General features: G+C 64.7%; 15 protein-coding genes. 5 read left to right on the top strand and 10 right to left on the bottom strand.

Translation table 11 applies throughout. From position 1 onward, the window contains the following. Positions 1 to 4: 4 nt before the first annotated feature. From FBY36_RS14915 to FBY36_RS14875, 9 genes are all read right to left on the bottom strand, one after another. On the bottom strand, positions 5 to 1,330 hold the full coding sequence (locus FBY36_RS14915; RefSeq protein ID WP_142120612.1) for an ABC transporter permease: 1,326 nt from the start codon (positions 1,328 to 1,330) through the stop codon (positions 5 to 7). Further along, entirely contained in the window at positions 1,327 to 2,736 is a 1,410-nt protein-coding gene (locus FBY36_RS14910) for an ABC transporter permease (protein ID WP_142120610.1), read from the bottom strand. Before FBY36_RS14910 ends, FBY36_RS14915 begins: the two co-directional genes overlap by 4 nt. After that, complete coding sequence (locus tag FBY36_RS14905; RefSeq protein ID WP_142120608.1) at positions 2,729 to 4,300, bottom strand: ABC transporter ATP-binding protein; 1,572 nt, start codon at positions 4,298 to 4,300, stop codon at positions 2,729 to 2,731. The genes FBY36_RS14910 and FBY36_RS14905 overlap by 8 nt, the downstream gene beginning before the upstream one ends. Before the next feature lie 180 nt (positions 4,301 to 4,480). Further along, the gene (locus FBY36_RS14900; RefSeq protein WP_442858246.1) at positions 4,481 to 5,590 is read right to left on the bottom strand and encodes a BMP family lipoprotein; all 1,110 of its coding nucleotides are present in this window, start codon (positions 5,588 to 5,590) and stop codon (positions 4,481 to 4,483) included. Positions 5,591 to 5,846: 256 nt separating this feature from the next. Next, positions 5,847 to 6,863 carry an NADP-dependent oxidoreductase gene (locus FBY36_RS14895; RefSeq protein WP_142120607.1) on the bottom strand — a complete coding sequence of 339 codons (1,017 nt, stop codon included), beginning with the start codon at positions 6,861 to 6,863 and terminating at the stop codon, positions 5,847 to 5,849. Then, positions 6,860 to 7,291 carry an organic hydroperoxide resistance protein gene (locus FBY36_RS14890; RefSeq protein WP_142120605.1) on the bottom strand — a complete coding sequence of 144 codons (432 nt, stop codon included), beginning with the start codon at positions 7,289 to 7,291 and terminating at the stop codon, positions 6,860 to 6,862. The genes FBY36_RS14895 and FBY36_RS14890 overlap by 4 nt, the downstream gene beginning before the upstream one ends. A gap of 43 nt (positions 7,292 to 7,334) precedes the next feature. Then, the gene (locus FBY36_RS14885) at positions 7,335 to 7,769 is read right to left on the bottom strand and encodes a MarR family winged helix-turn-helix transcriptional regulator (RefSeq protein WP_142120603.1); all 435 of its coding nucleotides are present in this window, start codon (positions 7,767 to 7,769) and stop codon (positions 7,335 to 7,337) included. A 151-nt stretch (positions 7,770 to 7,920) separates the two neighbouring features. Continuing rightward, complete coding sequence (locus tag FBY36_RS14880; RefSeq protein ID WP_142120601.1) at positions 7,921 to 9,138, bottom strand: amidohydrolase; 1,218 nt, start codon at positions 9,136 to 9,138, stop codon at positions 7,921 to 7,923. A 100-nt stretch (positions 9,139 to 9,238) separates the two neighbouring features. Next, positions 9,239 to 10,372, bottom strand: a complete 1,134-nt coding sequence (locus FBY36_RS14875; protein ID WP_142120599.1) for a mannose-1-phosphate guanylyltransferase — start codon at positions 10,370 to 10,372, stop codon at positions 9,239 to 9,241. Positions 10,373 to 10,648: 276 nt separating this feature from the next. On the opposite strand from FBY36_RS14875, the gene sdhC reads away from it, so the two are divergent. The 5 genes from sdhC (at position 10,649) to FBY36_RS14850 (ending at position 15,134) form a co-directional block, all read left to right on the top strand. After that, positions 10,649 to 11,029 (top strand): succinate dehydrogenase, cytochrome b556 subunit, encoded by a 381-nt coding sequence (sdhC, locus tag FBY36_RS14870; RefSeq protein ID WP_081620212.1) that lies wholly within the window; start codon positions 10,649 to 10,651, stop codon positions 11,027 to 11,029. Between the two features lie 3 nt (positions 11,030 to 11,032). After that, entirely contained in the window at positions 11,033 to 11,494 is a 462-nt protein-coding gene (locus FBY36_RS14865) for a succinate dehydrogenase hydrophobic membrane anchor subunit (protein ID WP_142030605.1), read from the top strand. A 108-nt stretch (positions 11,495 to 11,602) separates the two neighbouring features. Further along, positions 11,603 to 13,402, top strand: a complete 1,800-nt coding sequence (gene sdhA / locus FBY36_RS14860; RefSeq protein ID WP_142120597.1) for a succinate dehydrogenase flavoprotein subunit — start codon at positions 11,603 to 11,605, stop codon at positions 13,400 to 13,402. Position 13,403: 1 nt separating this feature from the next. Beyond that, positions 13,404 to 14,186 carry a succinate dehydrogenase iron-sulfur subunit gene (locus FBY36_RS14855; protein WP_018761929.1) on the top strand — a complete coding sequence of 261 codons (783 nt, stop codon included), beginning with the start codon at positions 13,404 to 13,406 and terminating at the stop codon, positions 14,184 to 14,186. Positions 14,187 to 14,360: 174 nt separating this feature from the next. Then, on the top strand, positions 14,361 to 15,134 hold the full coding sequence (locus FBY36_RS14850; protein ID WP_142120595.1) for an alpha/beta hydrolase family protein: 774 nt from the start codon (positions 14,361 to 14,363) through the stop codon (positions 15,132 to 15,134). A 39-nt stretch (positions 15,135 to 15,173) separates the two neighbouring features. Here the strand turns inward: FBY36_RS14850 and FBY36_RS14845 are convergent, their stop codons facing one another. Continuing rightward, positions 15,174 to 16,475: an ABC transporter substrate-binding protein gene (locus FBY36_RS14845; RefSeq protein WP_142120593.1), complete on the bottom strand. Its 1,302-nt coding sequence runs from the start codon at positions 16,473 to 16,475 to the stop codon at positions 15,174 to 15,176. Positions 16,476 to 16,655 lie beyond the last annotated feature (180 nt).

The raw sequence follows: 16,655 nt of genomic DNA, 5'->3' as shown, positions 1-16,655 counted from the left end.
GCGGTCATCCCTTGACGTAAGGGATGCCGCTGGCTGCGGGGCCCCTGGATTTGCCGACCAGGCCAGCGACGGCGAGGACGGTCACCAGGTAGGGCAGCATGGCCATGAACTGGCTGGGCACCGGGGTGCCGATGATGGTCACGATGCTCTGGAGGTTGTCGGCGAAGCCGAACAGGAGTGCAGCGAAGAAGGCGCCCACCGGGTTCCAGCGGCCAAAGATGAGGGCCGCCAGGGCGATGAAGCCGCGGCCACCGGAAATTTCCTTGGTGAAGCTGTCGATGGCCACCAGGGTGAAGAAGGAGCCGCCAATGCCGGCGACGGCACCACCGAGGGTCACGTTCCAGAACCGGGTGGCGTTGACGTTGATGCCAAGGGTGTCCGCCGCCTGCGGGTGCTCCCCCACTGCCCGGACGCGCAGCCCCCACCTCGTCTTGAACAGGCCGATCCAGACCACGGCCACCGCCACGTACATGAGGTAGCCCACCAGTGACTGGCGGAACAGGATGGGACCGATGATCGGAATGCTGGAAAGGACGGGAATGTCGATGACGTCCAGGCCCGGGGGTGAGTTGAACTGGGCTTTATTGGCTTGCATGACGGTGCTGAACAGGAACCCCGTTACCCCGGAGACCAGGACGTTAAGGACCACGCCGACGATGATCTGGTTCACCAGGTACTTGATGCTGAACAGGGCCAGGACCATGGATACAAGGGCACCGGCGATGGCCGCCGCCAGCAGCCCGACGAAGGCGTTCTTTGTCATGCTGGCAACGATGGCTGCGGTGAAGGCGCCGCCCAGGAGCTGGCCTTCAATGGCAATGTTGACCACGCCCACCCGCTCGCACAGGACACCGGACAGCGACCCGAACACGAGCGGAACAGCAAGCGTGACGGATCCGGCGATGAGCCCGGCCAGCGAGATGGCGGGCGTACGGGCGCCGCCCACCACCCAAATAAGGAAGGCGGCCACGAAGATCACGATGAAGGTGACGGCCAGCCAGCCCGGAGCCGGCTGGTTCCTTGTCTTCAGGTAGACGGCGTATCCCGCCAGCGCCACGAGGAGTACCGATAGGACGATGCCGCCGGCAAACGCGTTGATTTCCAGTGCGGGCAGCTGGAAGAAGTCTTCCCCGGTGGAGATGCCGAAGCTGGCCGTCTGGCTGGGGGCCAGGAATCCGAAGAACACCAGGGAGACCAGGGCGAAGACGCTGAGCAGGACGGGAGTCTTCCAGCTGACTGGCCTGATGGCCGGCGCTGCGGACGGAGCGTCTGCTCTTGATCCTCCCGGCTGGGGTTTGCCGGGCCTGGACGAAGAAACTGTAGTGCTCATGCGGCACCTCCGGTTGTGGCTGCCTGCCCGGACTTGGCTGTGCGCGCGGGCTTCCTGCGCCGCGGGTTCAGTCCGAAAACGGCCCGGACCAGCGGCGGTGCGGCGATGAAAAGGACAATCAGGGACTGGACCACCAGGACGATGTCGATGGGGGTGCCGGTCTGGATCTGCATCTGGACCGCGCCGGCGCGGAAGGCGCCGAACAGCAGGCCGGCAGCGAAGGTGCCCCACGGCGTCGAACGTCCCAGCAGGGCGACCGTGATGGCGTCAAAACCGTATGTGGCGGCGACGCCGTCCGTGAGCACCTTCTCGGTGCCGGCAACCTGGGCCACACCTGACATGCCGGCGAGCCCGCCGGCTATGGCCATGACCAGGATGGTGGAGCGGGAGACATTGATGCCGGCGGTCTGCGCCGCCTTGGGGTTGGCACCCACGGCACGGAACTCAAAGCCGACTGTGGAGCGGTTAAGGAGCCACCACACCAGCACCGTGGCGGCGATCGCCAGGACGAAGCCCAGGTGCAGCCGGTACTGGCTCCCCAGGATCTGCGGGTACACGGCGCTGGGATCCAGGATGGGCGAAATGGGGTTGGACTCCCCCGGCCGCTGGAATGCCGGGGTGTTCAGCAGGTAGCGCAGGAAGTACAGCGCTATGTAGTTGAACATGATGGTCACGATGACTTCGTGGGCTCCGGTGCGGGCCTTCAGCAGCCCGGCCAGCCCACCCCAGAGGGCGCCGCCGACGATGCCGGCCACCAGCACGAGCAGCAGGTGCAGGCCAAACGGAAGGTGCAGGGCAAAGCCCGCCCAGGCCGCCAGGATGCCGGCCACGATGATCTGCCCCTGTGCGCCGATGTTGAAGAGCCCGGCCCGGAATGCCAGTGCCACGCCCAGGCCGGCGGTGATGAGCGGCGTGGCGATGGTGAGGGTCTCCATGAAGGGTGCCAACTGGGCGGCCAGGCCGTTGCCGCGGGGATTGAACACCGAGCCCTGGAACAGTGCAATGTAGGAGCGGGTGGCGGCATTCCAGACAGCCGCCAGCATGTCCGTGGGCCGGGCGAAGAAGTAGCCGGCCGTGGTGGCCACCTGCTTGTCCGTGCTGGCAATAAGCAGGCCGCCGATGATCAGCGCCAGCAGCACTGCCAGCACGGAAACGATCCCGCTTCCGGTGAAGATCCGGCGAAGTACGGTCTCGGAGCCACCGGCAAGCTGCCCGCTTTGGGCCGTGGCCGGAACAGCCGAGGGCTGCATCGCGCCGCCGGCCGTATCGACGGCCACCACGGCGGCCGTGTCCTCCACGGCCGGGCTGTCCTGGCCCTCGGCGCCGCGACGTTGGCCGTCGGCGTGCCGGTTGCCTTCAGTCTGTGGGTCGTCCTTGGCGTTTTTGGGGGAAGGCTGGTCAGGCATGGTCGGCTCCCTCGGCGTTGGAGGTGGCGGCCGGGGTGCCGGCCTGCGGGGTCTGGGCGTGTTCTTCGGGCCGGATGCCGGCCATCATGAGGCCCAGCACGTCGCGGCTTGTCCCGGCGGGGACAGTGCCCACCAGCCTGCCTTTGTAGAGCACCGCGATGCGGTCGGCCAGTTCCATCACTTCGTCCAGCTCGGTGGAAATGATCATGACCGGGGTCCCCTGGTCACGCTCCGCGACGATCCGCCGGTGGAGGAATTCGATGGACCCGACATCCACGCCGCGGGTGGGCTGGGAAGCAATGAAGAGGCGCAGGGGGCGGGACAGTTCCCGGGCCATCACGAGTTTTTGCTGGTTGCCGCCGGACAGCGTTCCGGCGGCCGCCGCGGCCGAGGGGGTGCGGACATCGAATTCGCCGATCCGTGCCTTGGCGTTCTCCATGATTTTCGCCGGGCTCATGCTGATTCCCTTGGCGAAGGGCGGTTTGTCGTAAAGATCAAGGACCAGGTTCTCCGCCACAGAGAAGGTGCTCACCAGGCCGTCCACTTTGCGGTCCTCGGGCACAAACCCGACGCCGGCCTGCAGGACTTCCTTGACGGACCGGCCCACGAGTTCCTTGCCGTCCAGGACGATGGAACCGGTGACCCGCTCCTGCAGGCCCAGGATGGCCTCGGTGAGTTCGGTCTGCCCGTTGCCCTGGACGCCTGCAATGGCCAGGATCTCACCGCGTTTGATGTGGAAGCTGAGGTGGTCCACCACGTGCTGCCCGTTGGGCGCGACGACGGTGAGGTCGCGGACCTCGAAGGTGGTTTCCCTGGGCTGGGCCGGTGCCTTGTCCAGGGTCAGGCTCACGGCACGGCCCACCATCATTGAGGCAAGCTCGGTGGTGGAGGCGGCAGGATCGGCAGTGCCCACCACCTTGCCGCGCCGGATCACGGTGATGGTGTCCGAGACTGCCTTGACCTCGCGCAGCTTGTGCGAGATGAAGACGATGGAGGTTCCGCGGGACTTTAGCTGGCGCATGATGTCCAGGAGCTCGTCGGTCTCCTGCGGGGTCAGTACGGCCGTGGGCTCGTCAAGGATCAGGACCTTCGCGTTGCGGACCAGCGCCTTGATGATTTCCACCCGCTGCTGCACACCTACCGGCAGGTCCTCCACCAGGGCGTCCGGGTCCACGTCGAAGCCGTACTGGTCCGAGATCTCCTTGATGCGCTGCCGGGTCTGGTCCAGGTTGAGGAACCCGCCCGCTTTGGTGGGTTCGGCACCCAGTGCCACGTTCTCGGCCACGGTGAAGACGGGCACCAGCATGAAGTGCTGGTGCACCATGCCGATCCCTGCCGCCATGGCATCACCGGGACCCCTGAAGGTGACCGGCTTGTCATCGATGAGGATTTCGCCTTCGGAGGGCTCGTAGAGCCCGTACAGCACGTTCATCAGGGTGGATTTACCCGCCCCGTTTTCACCAAGGAGGCAATGGATCTGGCCCGGCTCAACCACCACGTCGATGTGGTCGTTGGCCAGGAGCGTGCCAAAGCGTTTGGTGATCCCTCTGAGTTCAAGTTTCAAAACTCTGACCAATCTCGAAGCGTCCGGTGATCGACCGGACGGGATATATGGCTGCAGCACCAGCCTAGTGGCTGCAGTACCGGGAGGAGCCGGCCGGGCGCGGTAAACGTTCGGCCAGCAAAAAGCGCCACCAGCCGGCCAGTGGGTGACGGACCGGCGGTGGCGCTTCCTGTTGGTGGATCAGGCCTTGGGGCTCGCTGCGGACTCAACCTTCAGCTTGCCGTCGACGATGTCCTTCTTGATCTTCTCGAGGTCGGATTTCAGTTCCGCGGGGACCTGGGAATCGAGGTCGTGGAAGGGCGCCAGTTGCACGCCGTCGTTGGCAAGGGTGCCCACATACGGGGTGTTGTTGAACTTGCCGTCCTTGTCCTCGGTAACCACGGTTTCCACGGCCTCGCCCATCTGCTTCATGACGGAGGAGAGCATGATGTCCTTGTAGTCCGGGGCGGTGAGGTAGCCGTCGGAGTCAACCCAGATCAGCTTGACGTCCTTTCCGGCAGCCTTGGCCTCGTTCAGCGCTGCGCCGGCGCCCTTGCCTACGGGACCGGCCACGGGCATGACGATGTCCGCGCCCTGGTCCAGGAAGTTCTTGGTCAGCTGCTTGCCCACGTCCTGCTTTTCGAAGTCACCGGTGAAGCTGCCGTCCTGGGCGTCCTTGTTCCAGCCCAGGAGCTTGACGTTCTTGCCCTTTTGCTGGTTGTAGTACTTCACACCGTCCGCGTAGCCGTCCATGAAGATGGTGACAGTGGGGATCTTGATGCCGCCGAAGGTGGCCACGGTTCCGGTCTTGGTGGTTCCTGCCGCCAGGTAGCCGGCCAGGAATGCCGCCTGGGCGGTGTCGTAGATGATCGGCTTGACGTTGCTGATGGGCTGGTCGTAGCCGGCGTCGATGATGGCGAAGTGCTTGTCCGGGTTGGCGGTGGCCTGCGCCTTCGTGGCGTCTTTGAGCAGGAAGCCCACGGTGATGGTGAGGTTGCAGCCGGCGGTGACCATGGCCCGCAGGTTGGGCTCGAAGTCGTTGTTGGTCTTCGACTCCACCTGGTTGACCTTGATGCCCAGGTCCTTCTCGGTCTTCTTCAGGCCCTCGTAGGAGGACTGGTTGAAGGACTGGTCATCGAATCCACCGGAGTCCGAAACGATGCAGCCCGTGTAGTCGCTGGCACCGGCGGATGCGGTGCTGCCGGCCTCGGGGGCCGCACCGCAGGCGGTGAGCACAAGCGCGGACGCACCGAGGGTGGCCACACCGGCCATTGAACCGCGCTTGAAGCCGGCACGCAGTGATTTCTTCAATTTTCCTCCAGGGATGATGCGAGTGGCGCTACGGGCTGGAATTCAATGAGTGTGACGTTTCGGCGCTGAAATTCTGTTTTCATTGAAGGCACGCAGCACTGCGCCGTAGCGCACTGATGGCACTTACTTTAGTGGCCTGCGCCACGTCCCAATAGCACGGCGGGAGCCCATCCGGGAGATTGTTTACAAGTTGTTACCAAGCAGTAGGGGCACCGCGGAATGCGGTGCCCCAACTGCTGATTCATGCTGCTGCAGGCTACAGCCGGACCAGCATCTTGCCGGTATTTGCGCCGTCCAGGAGGTCCATGAATGCCTGCGGAGCGTTCTCCAGCCCGTCGACGATGGTCTCGTCGTAGCGCACGGTCCCGTCCGCCAGCCACCCGGCCATCTTCTCCGCGAACTCTGCCGCATGCTGGCGCTGCCCGCCCACCAGGAAGCCCTTGAGGGTGAGCTGTTTGCCGATGGCCTGCATCAGGTTGCGGGGTGCGGGCGTGGGTTCGGTGGAGTTGTACTGCGCGATGGCACCGCACATGGCCACACGGCCGCCCACGTTCAGGACTGCCAGGGCTGCCTCGAGGTGATCGCCGCCCACGTTGTCGAAGTAGACGTCGATGCCGGCCGGGCCGGCTGCCTTCTCCAACTGCTCCACAACCGGGCCGTCGTGGTAGTCGAACGCGGCGTCGAAGCCGAGCTCCAGGAGCCGGGCCACCTTGGCGGGCGAGCCGGCGGAGCCGATGACGCGGGACGCGCCCAGGGCCTTGGCGATCTGGCCCACCAGGGAGCCCACGGCACCCGCGGCGCCGGAAACGAACACTGCGTCCCCGGGCTCGAATTCGGCGACCTTCAAAAGCCCGGAGTAGGCAGTCAGGCCGGTCATGCCCAGCGCGCCCAGGAAAGCTGAAGCAGGGGCCAGATCGGTGCGGGCCGGGGTGGCGGCAGAGCCGTCCACTACTGCGTATTCGCGCCAGCCAAGGGAATGCACGACGACGTCGCCCTCCTGGTGTGCGGATGAACGGGACGCGATCACCTCGCCCACCGCGCCGCCGTCGAGCGCCTTCCCCACGGCGAAGGGTGCTGAGTAGGACTTGACGTCGTTCATCCTGCCGCGCATGTAGGGGTCAACGGACATGAAAAGGTTGCGCACCAGGATCTGGCCGTCTTCAAGTGCGGGCAGCGGCGACTCGGCAAGTTCGAAGTTCTCGCCGGTGGGACGTCCTACCGGGCGCGAGGCCAGGCGGATTTCGCGGGTGGTGGTTGCAAGGGCTGTGCTCATGCTGCGTACTCCAGGATCTTGAGGTCAACGGTGATGTTGCCGCGCGTGGCATTCGAATAGGGGCAGACCTCATGCGCCTTGGCCACCAGCTCTTCTGCGGCAGCGAGGTCCAGCGCGGGCAGGGCAATTTCGAGCTCGGCGGCCAGACCGAAACCGGCAGCGCCGTCCAACTGACCCAGGTGGATCTTCGCCGCCACTGCCGAATCCGTCAGGTCGGCTCCTGCCTTCCGGCCCACCAGGCGTAGGGCGGAGTGGAAGCAGGCGGCATACCCGGCGGCGAAGAGCTGTTCGGGGTTGGTGCCCTGGCCGCTGCCACCGAGTTCGACCGGGCTGGCGAGGGCCACTGCCAGCTTGCCGTCGTTGCTGCGCGCAGCGCCGTCACGGCCTTCACCCGAGGCCAGGGCCTCGGCGGTGTAGAGAGTCTTCACGAAAAATATCCGTCCTGTTGGTGGGATGGTGCAGTATTTCGGGTCACAGCGATTCATGCAGGGCAGCCGTGAGCTTGCCCAGCGTGGTCCGCAGCTGCTCAAGTTCGTCCAGGGAGAGACCTGCGGCGTCGGCCAGCCGCTGCGGAATGGCACTTGCCTTGCCGCTGAGGCTTCGCCCGGCCGGTGTCAGGTGGATGGCAACGCGGCGTTCGTCCTCGCCGGAGCGCCGCCGATCCACGAACCCCAGGGCTTCCAGGCGCTTCAGGAGCGGTGACAGGGTGCCGGAGTCAAGGCCCAGCTCCCCGCCGAGCTCCTTTACGCCCCGGGGTTCGTTTTCCCACAGGACCAGCATCACCAGGTACTGCGGGTAGGTGAGGCCCAGTTCGTCCAGGACAGGCCGGTAGACGGCGGTAGCGGCACGGGAGGCCGAGTACAGCGCAAAGCAGACTTGCCGGTCCAAGCGGGGTGCTTCGGTCATGGATAGAACGATAGTCCACAACTAAGTTGTGCACAACTTACCGCACCTCCGGCCGCCCTGGTTCGCCGCCGTCGTCGTACTTTCCTTGTTGTCCTGGAACAGCGATGCCCGGTATCCCTGCCGCGGAGGCGGGGATACCAGGCAAGGGTTATCAGGAAGCCTGGGTCTGCTCCAGGTCGCGGATGGTGCGCAGCGCCGCTGCGGTGAGGACCCGGATGCCCAGGCCAAGGGAGCGCTCGTCCAGAATGTAATCGCCGCGGTGGAGGTCGTAGTCCTCGCCGCCCGGCGTCTTGGTGCCCAGGCGCATCATGGCGCCGGGAAGTTCCGCGAGGAACCAGGCGAAATCCTCGCCGCCCATGGACTGCGGCGTCAGCACCACGGCGCTTTCGCCGATTTCGGCCCGGGCGGCAGCCTCGATGATGGCCGTCTCGTGTTCGGAATTGACCACCGGCGGCACTCCCCTGGTGTGCTCCAGGTGGACATCCACGCCGTAGGGCGCGGCCACTTGGTGGACCACTTCGTCGAGGAGTTCGCCGGCGGCGTGCCAGGCGTCCCGGTCCAGGCAGCGCATGGTCCCGGCCATGTAGCCGCTGCCGGGGATGGCGTTGGGTGCCGAGCCTGCGGTGATCTGGCCCCACACCACGGAGACGCCGCTGCGGACGTCCACCCGGCGGGACAGCACGGCCGGTACGTTGACGGCAATCTGGGCCAGTGCGAACACCAGGTCCTCGGTCAGGTGGGGGCGGGAGGTGTGGCCGCCGCGGCCGGAGAGCTCGATCCGGATGGTGTCCGACGCCGAGGTGATGGCACCGATGCGGGTTCCCACCTTGCCCACTTCAATGCGGGGATCGCAATGCAGCGCCAAAATCCGGGGGACGCCGTCCAGCACACCCTGCTCAATGCAGGAATGCGCCCCACCGGGCATGGTCTCCTCAGCGGGCTGGAAGATGATCCGGACGGTGGCGCCGAGGGGTGATTCCTGGTGCATCCGGTGCAGGACCAGGGCGATGCCCAGCATGGTGGCGGTGTGCACGTCGTGGCCGCAGGCGTGCGTGACGCCGTGGTTCTTCGACGCGAACGGGAGCCCGGTCTCCTCGATGATGGGGAGGGCATCGATGTCCCCGCGAAGCGCCGTGGCGATGGGGCCGTCGCCCACGTCCACCGTCAGCCCGGTGCCCTCCAGGCGGCGGGGGCTCAGGCCGGCAGCTTCGAGCCGCTCGGCGAGCTTGTCGGTGGTGCGGAACTCCTTGAAGGACAGCTCCGGGTGCGCATGCAGGTCCCGCCGGAATTCGATCAGTTCCGGTAAGAGCGGTTCGAGCCAGGGAGCCACCAGGGCGGTGGGCTCGGCTTCAGTAGTGTAATTGCGCACTGCTTCACTCTAGCGAGGGTGCCGGCTTTAGTGCCCATTCACTCACGCCTCATTACATCCCGGAACCTGCCGGCACGAGTTGAGCCGGCAGGTTTCCCGTTCAGAGGACGTCCGTGTCGCCGCTTGCCTTGAGTGCGTCAACGGCAGCCTTGACGCGCTGTGAATTGGCCATGGTGGTCACCAGCAAAGCGTCCGGCGTGTCCACGATGACAACGTCCTGGATGCCGATCAGGGCGATCACGCGCTTGGTGTCGGTGACCACAACGCCGCTCGAGTTCTCGGTGAACACGCGGGCGCCTTCGCCGAGGACCGTGACGTCGTCCACTTCCTTGGCGCTGTTGAGGCGCCCCACGGAGGCGAAGTCGCCAACGTCGTCCCAACGGAAGGTCCCGGGGACGACGGCGACGTCCCCGGCTTCGGCGGCGGGTTCGGCCACGGCGTAGTCGATGGCGATCTTTGGCAGTGTTGGCCATACGCGCGCCGTGACCTCGTCGCGCTCCGGAGTGTCCCATGCGCGGGCGATTTCCTGCAGGCCCTGGAACAGCTCGGGCTGGTTCGCCTCAAGGTGCTTGAGCATCAGCGCCACGGGCGCCACGAACATGCCGGCGTTCCACACATAGTCACCACTGTCCACGTACTGCTGCGCCACCACCTCATCCGGCTTTTCGACGAACTCCACTACGTCGTGGGCGCTGGGGGCACCATCGATGTGCAGTGCCTTGCCGGAACGGATGTAGCCGAACCCGGTGGACGGGTGCGTGGGCTTAATGCCGATGGTGACGATCTTGCCGGCGGCAGCGGTGTGGATGGCTTCGCGGACCGCCTGCTGGAACAGGTCGTCCGGGCTGATCACCTGGTCCGCGGCGAAGGAACCCATGATGGTATCGGGATCGCGCTCGTGCAGGATGGCCGCGGCAAGGCCGATGGCCGCACCGGAGTCCTTGGGCTCTGATTCGAGGACCAGGTCCGAATCCTGAAGCTCGGGCAACTGCCGGCACACGGCTTCGCGGTGCGCCTTGCCGGTGACTACCAGCATCCGGCTGTCTGCCAGCGGGTGCAGCCGGTCATAGGTGGCGCGCAGCAAGGTGCTGCCCGATCCCGTGAGATCGTGAAGGAACTTGGGAGCTGCTGCACGTGACAGGGGCCAGAGGCGGGTCCCCACTCCGCCTGCCGGAATCACCGCAATGAAGCGGTCAAGGGGTGAAGCCGGGCTTGTCACTTTGTCTGTACTCATCAGGGCTACTTTAGCGGAAGGGCCGCAACCGGTTCCTTTGGAGACGCACCAGACCCCCATTTTGCGGGACCGTCCCGACCAAAAGCGTGCAGGGGTGTGGCGTTCGTCTCATTTCCCCGGAAAATCCGCTCCAGTACTGGGCACCAAGAAACTCCTAAATTGAATAAGCTGTTAGCGGAGCCTAGATTTAGGCCTGAGCTACGAGTGCTCTCGCAGCAGGCGTTCCCCCCGCATGGATCTCATGCCAGCGCCGCTGTGTTGCAGGGAGGTTTATCAGTGCCGACAAAACCAGCTGGCACCTTGTACCGCGGCCGTGAAGGCATGTGGTCCTGGGTAGGACACCGTATTACCGGTGTAGTGATCTTTTTCTTCTTGTTGGTCCACGTCCTGGACACCTCCTTGGTGCGTGTGTCACCGGAGGCCTACACCGCTGTGATTGGCGCCTACAAGAACCCCCTGATGGCGCTGGGCGAGACCGGCCTTGTTGCCGCCATCGTGTTCCACGCCTTCAACGGCCTGCGGATCATTGCGGTCGACTTCTGGAAGAAGGGCGCCAAGTACCAGCGGCAGATGCTGTGGGCAGTCCTGGCCCTGTGGGTCGTGACCATGGTCGCCTTCTCCATCCGCCACCTGTCCCTCGCCCTCGGAGGTCACTAAGCCATGACTGCAACGATCGAGAGCCCCCGCAGCGGGCGGATCGCCCCCCAGTACCGCCGCAGTGGCGGCTCCCGGGGCAACTTCGAGATGATCGCCTGGCTGTTCATGCGCCTTTCCGGCGTGGTGCTGGTGGTCCTCATTTTCGGCCACCTGTTCGTGAACCTCATGGTGGGCGAAGGCATCCACGCCATCGACTTCGGTTTTGTTGCCGGCAAGTGGGCAGACCCGTTCTGGCAGTTCTGGGATCTCGCCATGCTCTGGCTGGCCATGCTGCACGGCACCAACGGCGTGCGGACCATCATTAACGACTACGCCGAGAAGACCTCCACCCGCCGCTGGCTGAAGACCGTCCTGTACGCGGCCGCCGTCGTTATCATCCTCCTGGGCACGCTGGTCATCTTCACCTTCAACCCGTGCCCTGTGGTGAACGGTGTTGCCCTTCCTGGTGGATTCTGCCCTGCCTAGCACTGGCACAACCCCGGGCCCGCGGGCTTTTCCGCGGGCCCTGTTTTGCGGAGCAGGCAAAGCCGCCCCGTTGTCTTATAGCGAATTTTGAGAGAAAGAGCGTCTGGTATGCAGGTCCATAAGTACGACGTCGTCATCGTCGGTGCCGGTGGCGCTGGCATGCGCGCCGCGATCGAGTCCGGTCAGCGTGCGCGCACAGCAGTACTGACCAAGCTTTACCCCACCCGCTCGCACACTGGTGCGGCGCAGGGTGGCATGTGCGCAGCCCTTGCCAATGTCGAGGAAGACAACTGGGAATGGCACACGTTCGACACCGTCAAGGGCGGCGACTACCTGGTTGACCAGGACGCCGCCGAGGTCATGGCCAAGGAAGCCATCGACGCCGTGCTGGACCTGGAAAAGATGGGCCTGCCCTTCAACCGCACGCCCGAAGGCCGCATTGACCAGCGCCGTTTCGGCGGCCACACCCGTGACCACGGCAAGGCTCCGGTCCGCCGCGCATGCTACGCAGCGGACCGCACCGGCCACATGATCCTGCAGACCCTGTACCAAAACTGCGTCAAGCACAACGTTGAGTTCTACAACGAGTACTACGTCCTGGACCTGCTGACGGTCGAAGAGGACGCTGTCCGCGCAGACGGCACGCCCTACAAGCAGAAGCGCGTGGCCGGCGTGGTCTCCTACGACCTCGCTTCCGGCGAACTGCACGTGTTCCAGGCCAAGTCCGTGGTGTTCGCCTCCGGTGGTGCCGGCAAGGTCTTCAAGACCACGTCCAACGCCCACACCCTTACCGGCGACGGAATGGGCATCGCCTTCCGCCGCGGGATCCCCTTGGAGGACATGGAGTTCTTCCAGTTCCACCCGACAGGCCTGGCGGGCCTGGGCATCCTGCTGTCCGAGGCCGCCCGCGGTGAAGGTGCCATCCTGCGCAACTCCGAGGGTGAGCGCTTCATGGAGCGCTACGCCCCCACCATCAAGGACCTGGCCCCCCGTGACATCGTGGCCCGCTCCATGGCAAACGAGGTCCGCGAAGGCCGCGGCTGCGGTCCGAACAAGGACTACGTCCTCCTTGACCTGACCCACCTGGAGCCGGCGCACATCGATGCGAAGCTGCCGGACATCACCGAGTTCGCCCGCACCTACCTGGGCGTTGAGCCCTACACGGAGCCCGTTCCGGTGTTCCCCACGGCCCACTACGCCATGGGCGGCATCCCGACGAACATCACCACCGAGGTGCTCCAGGACAACGACACCGTGGTCCCCGGTCTTTACGCAGCCGGCGAAGTGGCCTGCGTGTCGGTGCACGGGTCCAACCGCCTTGGCACCAACTCCCTGCTGGACATCAACGTGTTCGGCAAGCGGGCAGGTATCGCCGCCGCGGAATACGCCAAGACCGCCCAGTTCGTGGAGCTGCCGGAGAACCCGCTGGCCTACACCACCGAGCTGCTGGACATTGCCCGCAACGGCACCGGCGACGAAAAGGTGGCGCAGATCCGCAAGGAACTGCAGGACACCATGGACGCCAACATGCAGGTGTTCCGCACGGCGGACACCCTGAACCAGGTGCTGCGGGACATCGCCTCCTTCGAGGAGCGGTACAAGCGCATCAACGTCCAGGACAAGGGCAAGCGCTTCAACCTGGACCTGCTTGAGGCCGTTGAGCTCGGCTTCCTGCTGGAACTGGCCAAGGTCATGACCGTGGCCGCCCTGCACCGTGAGGAATCCCGTGGCGGACACTTCCGCGAGGACTTCCCCGAGCGTGACGACGAGAAATTCATGAAGCACTCCATGGCGTACAAGGATGACCATGCACCGGCTGACGGGTCGGCGGAATCAATCGCCGGCATCCGCCTCGCCACCAAGCCGGTTGTCTTTACCCGCTACGAGCCGATGGTGAGGAAGTACTAAGATGACCGCTGAAATCGCTGAGCCAGCCTCAAAGGTTGAACTTCCTGCCGGCGTTGGCGGGGGCGGGGAAATCCCCACGTTCGACGTCCACCTGCGGGTCCGCCGGTACAACCCGGAGGTTTCCGAAGAAGCCACCTGGGATGACTTCCACCTGACCATGTATGGCACGGACCGCGTCCTGGATGCCCTGCACAAGGTCAAGTGGGAGACGGACGGCACGCTGTCCTTCCGGCGCTCCTGCGCCCACGGTGTGTGCGGCTCGGACGCCATGCGCATCAACGGCCGCAACCGCCTTGCCTGCAAGACCCTGCTGAAGGACCTGGACACGTCCAAGCCCATCACGGTGGAACCCATCAAGGGCCTGCCGGTGGAGAAGGACCTCATCGTGGACATGGAGCCCTTCTTCCAGTCGTACCGCGAGGTCATGCCCTTCCTGATCAACAAGGGCCACGAGCCCACCCGGGAACGCCTGCAGTCCGCTGAGGACCGTGAGCGTTTTGACGACACCACCAAGTGCATCCTGTGCGCCGCGTGCACGTCCTCCTGCCCCGTGTTCTGGACGGACGGGCAGTACTTCGGCCCCGCCGCAATCGTCAATGCGCACCGCTTTATCTTCGACTCGCGTGATGATGCCGGTGACATGCGCCTGGAGATCCTGAACGACAAGGAAGGCGTGTGGCGCTGCCGCACCACCTTCAACTGCTCCGAGGCATGCCCCCGCGGCATCCAGGTCACGCAGGCCATCGCGGAGGTCAAGCAGGCCATCCTGGCCCGCAAGATCTAGGCACGTTCACCAATAGATATATAACGGCCGACGGCGTCGCTCACCACGTGTGGTGGCGGCGCCGTCGTCGTTTCAGCGCTAACCCAGCCGGATGCTCCATCAGTTTTGGTCCCTAAACGTCCGCTTTGGGAACCAAAAGTGATGGAGCAAGCTGTACCTAGAAAGGGGTCCTCCTTGTCCCGCTCCGAAAAAGTGTCATTCACCGGTTCCACCGGCGAGACGCTGTCCGGCATCATTGACGTCCCCGAGGGTCCCGTCAAAGGCTGGGGCGTCTTCTCGCACGGTTTCACACTGGGCAAGGACAGCCCCTCCGCGTCCCGGATGTGCAAGGCGCTGGCGGACAGCGGCATCGGCATGCTGCGCTTCGACAACCTGGGCCTGGGCGGCTCGGCCGGAGAATGGTCATCAGGCTCGTTCAGCCACAAGGTGGCGGACACAGTGAAGGCTGCGGAGTTCATGCGCAGCCAGGGAAAGGAAATTTCCCTGCTGGTGGGCCACTCGTTCGGCGGTGCGGCGGTCCTTGCCGCCGCGCGGGAGATTCCTGAGCTGGATGCCGTTGCCACCGTCGGAGCGCCCTTCTCCCCCAAGCACGTGGCCCACGTCTTCGATGCGGCACTGGACAGGATCCTGAGCGAGGGCAGCGCTGAAGTAGACCTGGGCGGCAAACGGGTGGAGATCCGCCGGCACTTCGTGGAGGACCTGGAGAACGCGGACCTGACGGACTGCATCAAACAGCTGCACAAGCCGTTGATGGTGCTGCACTCTCCCACCGACAACACCGTGGGGATCGAGAATGCCAGCACCATCTTCCAGACGGCCAGGCATCCGCGGAACTTCGTCTCCCTTGAGGGAAGTGACCATCTCCTGACCGGCAGGGGGCAAGCGGCCCGGGCGGCGCGGATCATCGCCGCCTGGGCGGACCAGTACCTCGACGCAGCACCCGCCTGACCCGGACCTGCCGTCAGTGGCCGCGCCTGGTGCCGGTACCTACTTGCCGATGGCCGCTTTGCTCTCGCTGATCCATTGCTCCGCCGCCTTCTCGGGTGTGAGCCGCTTGAACAAGACGTCGGTATTGATCCGCGCAGTGATCTCCGAAACAGCGGTTGATCCGGTGGGACCAATGTACGTGGGGGCGAAGTCCATCTTGCCGATCTGGTCGATGTATTCCGCTTCCACCTTGCCCTGGGGTGTGAGCAGGTCCTGAATGGCTGCCCGCATTTCAGTGTTACCGGGAATGCCCCTGTCGCTCTGGATGATCTTGGCCGCGGCCTGGTTGTTGACCAGGAAGTTCACCAGCTTTGCGGCGGCGTCGGTGTGCTTGCTGCGCGCGGAGATGGTGTAGAACTGCGAGGACTGAAGCCAGATTCCCGGGGTGGGCTTTTCGCCGGGAAGCTTGAGCAGCCTCAGGTCCGCGCCCGAGGCCTTGCTGAGGGCGGTCAGTGAATTGCTCCACGTGAGCATCATCCCGGCCTTCCCCATGCCCATAAGTGTCTGCTCCGTGCTGACGTTGAGCTTCTCCACCGTTTCCGAGGCACTCGGAGCTGCACCCGAATCACTTAACTTCAGCGAGTAATCAAAGTAGTCCTGTACCGTCTGCTTGCCCAATCCCAGTTGGCCGTCCTGCGTGTAGAGGGATTCCCCGCGCTGGCGGGCAAAGGCGTCCAGGGAGTCATGGGTGAGGACGGTCGCCGTTCCATACGTGCCCTTCGGGCTCTTGGTGGTGATCTCACTTGCGATCCTGGCAAAGTCGTCCCAGCTCCAGTTGCTGTCATCCGGAAGGGGAACGCCGGCTGCAGCGAAGACGGCCGGATTGACCACTATGGCCAGCGCGTTGGCTCCGGTGGAGACGCCGTACTGTTTGCCCTTGATCTGCCCGTTCTCCCGCGCCCCTTGGTCAATCCTGGACAGGTCGAGCGAACCCTCCACCTTCGACAGGTCCAGCAAGGCCCCGCGGTTGGCATACTCGGCTGGATAGGCGCCGCCCATGGTGATGACGTCCGGAGCATCGTTGGCGGCCATCTGGGTGGCGAGCTTATCGAAGTAGCCGCTGATATCGCCGTATTCCGGTTTAACCTTAACGTTGGGGTTCGCCGCTTCGAATTCCGCGATCGCCTTGTTGGTCAGGTCCGCGCGGCCCGCGTTGCCCCACCAGGAAAAACGGATTTCAACCGGCCCGTCCTCGGCCTTATTGGAGGAGGGACTCGAGCAGGCGGCGGTGCTGGCCAGCAGGGCCGCGGCCGATAGGACAGCGATGGATTTACGAATGCCTCGGATACCTTGACGCGTCATTGGGCAGGCTTCTTCCTCAATCAGAAGGTGGTCTGGAAAACGGTTCCTGAAACGTATCAAAGCCGTATCGGCGGGTCAATAGTTTCGGCTCTGAACTATTCGCCGTGGAGCGAAGGTTGCCCAGCGCAGCCATCCGTCCGGTTGTCGCCGGTGTCGGCAGACCCGCGGGAGGGCTCACGC

Source organism: Arthrobacter sp. SLBN-122, assembly GCF_006715165.1.
Taxonomy (GTDB): Bacteria; Actinomycetota; Actinomycetes; order Actinomycetales; family Micrococcaceae; genus Arthrobacter.
This window is presented reverse-complemented; position numbering and strand designations above follow the sequence as displayed.